Consider the following 5,833-nt stretch of genomic DNA (forward strand, 5'->3'; position numbering starts at 1 on the left):
AGAGCAAGTTTCTTTGTTCTATGTTAAGATGTTGGTGGCTCATTTTGGGTCTGATTTGTTTTTGTTAATGATCAGACAGTACCTGATGAGCCTTTCTTTGTCAACTCTTGAGGTTGATGCGTTTCATTTTTGAATTGGCGTAGTGACAGTCATAGAACTACATTTTTTTTGCTATGATAACCTTCTGATCTTCAATTACATTGCGCGTCGAGTTTACTAGACGTATTTCAGCGTGAAAACCACAACTTTCTAAGCGTTCAGTTATATCCAATCCGTAATTTCTGAAGGCAAGAACTCTTCCCTGTCCACGGATCTGATCGCCATGATACTCAGGTTCAAGTTTATGTATGATAGTCCCATCAGGCTGCAAGAAACATCTTTCAACTGTCTTCGGGTTATCCGATAAAGGCACGGTAAAGATAAAGTATCCATCTTTTTTTAAGACTCTGTAAATTTCAGAAAAACCCTTGTTATCATCAGGAACATGCTCGAAAACTTCGGTGGAAGTCACTAAATCAAAAGATTCGTCGTTGAGAAGAAGATTTTGAACGTCTTGACAGACAACAGAGTTCTTCATCAACCCTAGAGGTACATCATCAAAGTATTCAGAAAAGTATAAATTCTTAAATTTACCTTTTAAGAATTTATAGAAAGCTCCGCGAGAAGACAACTCATAAACAGAGGTACTGGTTGAAAAATTTAGAGATTCAATTGTCAAACCAACTGCTCTATGAATTTTAGTAGATCTACAGTTTAAACAACGAGTACCAAAATATCCTGGATGTATCCGAACCACCACAGAACCGCACAAATTACAAATCCCAATAGTCATAGATGTTTTCCTCGTCATTCAGTAGTAGAGAGTATAACGTTTTCGATAGATTTAGCTATATTATTCCAGTCGAGACTTGTATGTTTCCTTTTAAGATTTAAGGAAATAGACTCATAAAGCTCTTTATTGTCAATTAGAGCCAAAATACCCTCTTTAATCGATTCAGAATCGGAATTTACGAAAATTGCTTCAGCATCTGGAACTAGCTGATCTTTAAGTCCACCCACTTTTGTACAAACCATGGGAATACAAGCAGAAACACCTATAGAGACTACCCCTGACTGGGTTGCAATAGTATAGGGAAGAACTAAAATATCAGCTTCATTGAAAAACTTAGAGATTTCATTTTCTGGGACATAATTATCTATAAAAACAATTTTACTACTAGAGTAAATATTTCTATCAATATCTAGGGGATAGAAATGCTTTCCAACTATAACTAATTTATTATATTTTTCTGTTGCAATCTTCAAACAGGCGTGGATTAAATTCTCAACTCCTTTGGAACGGGTTATCTGGCCAAAAAAGAGAATGTTAGGCAATGGATTATGATTCCTGGATACTTGCCTTAGACCTTCTGGTATTATTAAGCCGAGAGGAATAACATGACAATCATCTTTTCTCCCATATCTTTTTTGAAATTCGTTTTTTACATATTCCGACAAAAAAATTAATTCATCCGAAGAGTAAATAGATTTCTCTTTAAGATAATCTACAATTTTGCCTTTGAAATTGTTCTGATTTTTATCCCCTATACATCCGTCATGTATGGTAGTTATTACCTTTTTATTAAACAGCTTAAAAATGAATACAAAAAAAATATTCCAGTAATGAAAATAAGGAAGATAAATAGAACTATATTTGTTAACTGTCAAATCACAGAACAAGCTGATCATATATAGAGGTAATAAAGTAAAAGAATAGATAAAGAACTCATATACATTTCTATGAGCAATCCATTTATAATTGTGGCGTGGAGTTTTTACCAAAGAGCCAAAAGGGACGATAACGGTTTTTTCAATCGAAAGACGATCAATAACTTCTTGTGCATATATTACCGTACCACCTCGGACTCCAAGAGACAATATCAAAACAGGTTTCATGCTAAACTCCCTTCACTAAATTAACTACCAAGATAAGCGCATCTTAACAATCCTTGAAAAAATGAACTTTATGTGGGTTGCTTACCCACGGTTCAGGCATATTTGAGTAGAATTTGCCATCTCAATCGCTTATCAAGCAAAAATCGGCCAAATGGGTCGAGTTCGTAACTATTCTAACTGACTGGGATCACTTGAAATTCCCAAGCGAATCACAAGATCGGTCAATTGTCAATAGCGTTTGAGATGCTCTCAGCCCGAATTAATCACTGAACCACCTAGTCAAATCTTAATCAATCTCTTTTATGACGATATCGGTAATAAGTTGACAACAGTGGCTCACTGAGTAGTGGCTTGACAATTTGCTTTATACCGTTTACTAGAAGTACAAATACAAAAATCAAAAAGTTTTTTGCCAAGGATATATTGTCTTTTCTAACTTGAAAACTTTCCTTGGCTTTAATCCATATACTCATAATGCCTTCCTCCGATAAACCACCTAACCTCATAGAGGTCAAGAAATCATCTATTATCAAAAATTTAACTTTACGAGAATGAAAGGCTCTATAAATAAAATCGTAATCTCCTGCTATTTTATATTTAGTGTTAAATGCACCAATTGTTTTATATACATCACAAGATACAAAAGTAGCTGGATGATGCAGAGGCATTCTCCACTCTATTTTTTCTTCTAACGACTTATGTGATGTGTAAAGTCTAATCTTGATATTTCCCTGGCTATCAGTGCGAAAAATTGACCCACTTATAATAACGAATCTCAGTTTCTGAGGATTGACATATTGATCGGTTACTTTCGATACTGTACCATCATTGTATATATCATCACTATTAATTAATCCAATTAGCTCTCCTGTTGCCAATTGGATTCCTTTGTTCATCGCATAGTATAAACCACCATCAGGCTCACTCACCCAATAATCAATCTTATCTTCATACTTACGAATAATATCAACTGTACCATCCGTAGAACCGCCATCTATAATAACATACTCAACATTATCATAATTTTGATTGATTACACTCTGAATTGTCTGCTCTAAATACTTCTCACCGTTGAAGACTACAGTAATAATAGTAACTAAAGGAAGAGGTAAATTGCCAGACAAATCGCTCTCTTCATCATAAGACTTTTTGAAATATCCCTTAGTTCTCAATCCACCTTCTCCTCTTCGTTCTGGATTTGGTGGTAAAAACAAAACAGATTGTACTTTTGAGGAGGGATCGTTAATTATGACTGGTTTCTCCCGCATCACTAGGCGAGTAGTAGAAAAATTGGGGTCTAGAGCGATCGCGTTTTTGTTTTGATTGACTGGGGGAAGCGTCATAATTGTGATTTAGCAGTAGGTTTCAGGCATTGTAACTCGCTTCAAAACCTCTGTCAAGGGTAGTAAAGAGAGGTGATTGACAAACTCATCAATAAACTCGTCAATTGAATTGGCAGCCAGTTCCACAGCCATTACTTCTTCTAATTGTTCTACGCTTGACTCTTCTAAGGAAGATTGAATCTCTAGAGGGACAGATTCAATCTTGATTTGCAGTGATCGATCTTACCATCCCTAGAACCACCATCTATAACAATACAATCAACATTATCATAGGTTTGATTAATCACAATCTGAATCGTTTGCTCTAAATAATTCTCACTGTTGAAAACTACGGTAATGATAGTAACTCAAGGAAGCGGTGAATTGTCAGACAAACCACTAGCTTCATCGTAAGACTGTTTGATTTGAAATATCCCTTTGTTCTTAATCCCCCTTCTCCCTTGCCTTCTGGATTTACTGGAGATAATATTGGATATTGTGGGCGAACACCGGAGTGACTTTCTATTTATAGGAGTCCTTGAATGAGTTTATGAATTGTGAAAAAGTTATGATTAGGATTAATTATTTTCATGGTTTTCTAGGGCGAGTAGTTTTCAAGCAATCATCCAGAAAGAACCGGGTAATCGATCTTCATTATAAGCATTGATATTCTCAAGAAACACAGAATTCTTATAATGAGATACCATAGATAAGGATGCCAAAATTTTAAACTTTTTGTTAAATTGTAAAAAAGTTTCTAAAAAGTATTGCTCGTTCCAGTATCGTGATTCTCTCAGATTCCATTCGATGGGATAATCATAGGGAAAGAATATATCGTGAATATGAACTAAGACTCCTGTGTGTAAACGGGGATAAACTTGAAGAAATTCAAACTCCACATCACTACCAGACTTAAATACATGACTGGAATCAACGAACAGAATATCATTGGTTTGCAGGGATTCAAAAACAGACAAATCTACGGCTTCTACTTTCTGGATAAGCAAACTAAATTCTAGAAAATCTTTACTAACATTAGCAAAGTCTTTTAAAAAATCTTGAGGATAAGGCTCGATCGAGATCAGTTGTGATTTTTGGGAATTTTCTATAAAATTCATTTTTAAAGCTGCGGCGATAATCTTAGTGCTACCACCTGAGCCAATTTCAATTACCCGATTAGGTTTTTTTTCTCTGACCATAGCATAGAGGACTTCCGCATCGCCACTAATGAGAGCAGAAGTATCTTCGGAATAACCAAATGCTGAAAAAATTTCTTTATTGTTAAATTCTAACGCATATTTTTCTAGTAAATACCTAACCAGTTCAGTTTGCTTGTCTAGATGCCATTCAATTGAGCTAAGAGGCCTTTCCTTGCCCGCGTATGTCATAATTTCCTGACGGTTGGGTATCGGCTGATAAAAATGGTCAGTAATTAGGGTGTAGCCAATATTTCTTAAGAGGGGATTGAATATTTTTTTGGCTAGGGCAAATTTAATATTTTTTCTACCCTGCTCGGTTGGCATACGGTTAAGTAATTTTTTCAACATTGTCAACCTTTACACTACTAATATTTACCGTCATGTTTTGTCGTCAAAGCCAACTGGGAACTGGCATCCTTGATCAAACTATTACTAGCTGGTTGTTTCCTATTAAATCTTGACAAAATACTGCTACGGCAGCGTGTCACCGAATAATAGGCAATTTAATTAACCGACCAGTTCAAGACCCAATTCAATAGGTATATTGGGTACACCCTACCCGATGATCAACTTTTTGTCAAGGTAATTAGTCAGTACACAGCAATTCCAAATTCAGAATCTAGCAAATAATACGGAATATAAAACGCTTTTGCCCGGCACATCCCAATCCAACATCAAGAAGAATTAACGAGAGCCCTAGGGATGGCATCATCGAGCATAAAGTCTAGAAGGTGTTGCCAGCCTTCAAACAACAGATACTTGGTCAGACAAATAACATCTTGAAAAAAGCCCCAGCGAGTCCCTCGTTGAAGCCGAGCCCGTTGATAGCGTTCATCAGTACTGAGTCCCATGTAGGGTGACGAGTAAGTTGCCATCCAAGGCGGCAAATAGCCTCAAATAGCCTTGGTCTCCCAGACCTTGATAAATCCATTTGAACAGGGGAAAAAGATGCTTTGCGGCTATTCCATCAAGGATGTTCCGCATCTGCTCTACTGTCGGGATATTGACCAAACCAAACAGACTTTCTGTCGGTCAAGAAACTGGTCAAACTAATCTATTGAAAGATTAAATAATACCTTTAGACAAAGGATTTCGGCTCTCCCAGGTTTGGTGGGTAAAATGTATTCTAAGATACATTCCTCCTAGCGAGGGGGTGGAACGAACCACAAAGACACAAAGGACACAAAGATCGATCATTATGTGAGTTAAACTTATCACACAGAACCTAGAAGAGCCGGATTTCTCGGCTGGTGAGAGAGAGTCTATCTTTCTCTAAAAAAATGGAGAATCACCTTGGGGAACCCTTTGGTATTTTATCCATGACTACAATGCACAGCAAAGCAAAGGATTAAGCCGCCATCACTACTACCGAATCAC

4 protein-coding genes and 1 pseudogene are annotated in these 5,833 nt (G+C 36.6%); all 5 read right to left on the reverse strand.

Annotated elements, in window-relative coordinates; translation table 11 throughout:
- Positions 1–157: 157 nt before the first annotated feature.
- The 5 genes and pseudogenes from IM507_RS05445 to IM507_RS05465 all read right to left on the reverse strand — a co-directional run bounded on the left by IM507_RS05445 (position 158) and on the right by IM507_RS05465 (position 4,804).
- On the reverse strand, positions 158–832 hold the full coding sequence (locus tag IM507_RS05445) for a class I SAM-dependent methyltransferase (protein WP_002737775.1): 675 nt from the start codon (positions 830–832) through the stop codon (positions 158–160).
- A gap of 14 nt (positions 833–846) precedes the next feature.
- On the reverse strand, positions 847–1,935 hold the full coding sequence (locus IM507_RS05450) for a glycosyltransferase family 4 protein (protein WP_002738114.1): 1,089 nt from the start codon (positions 1,933–1,935) through the stop codon (positions 847–849).
- A gap of 290 nt (positions 1,936–2,225) precedes the next feature.
- Positions 2,226–3,278: a glycosyltransferase family 2 protein gene (locus IM507_RS05455; protein WP_002735829.1), complete on the reverse strand. Its 1,053-nt coding sequence runs from the start codon at positions 3,276–3,278 to the stop codon at positions 2,226–2,228.
- A gap of 215 nt (positions 3,279–3,493) precedes the next feature.
- Positions 3,494–3,849: pseudogene (locus IM507_RS23650) on the reverse strand (glycosyltransferase); the annotation flags it as partial.
- A 22-nt stretch (positions 3,850–3,871) separates the two neighbouring features.
- The gene (locus IM507_RS05465) at positions 3,872–4,804 is read right to left on the reverse strand and encodes a class I SAM-dependent methyltransferase (RefSeq protein ID WP_123229965.1); all 933 of its coding nucleotides are present in this window, start codon (positions 4,802–4,804) and stop codon (positions 3,872–3,874) included.
- Between the last annotated feature and the right edge of the window lie 1,029 nt (positions 4,805–5,833).

This window comes from Microcystis sp. M20BS1 (genome assembly GCF_020245305.1).
Taxonomy (GTDB): Bacteria; Cyanobacteriota; Cyanobacteriia; order Cyanobacteriales; family Microcystaceae; genus Microcystis; species Microcystis ichthyoblabe_A.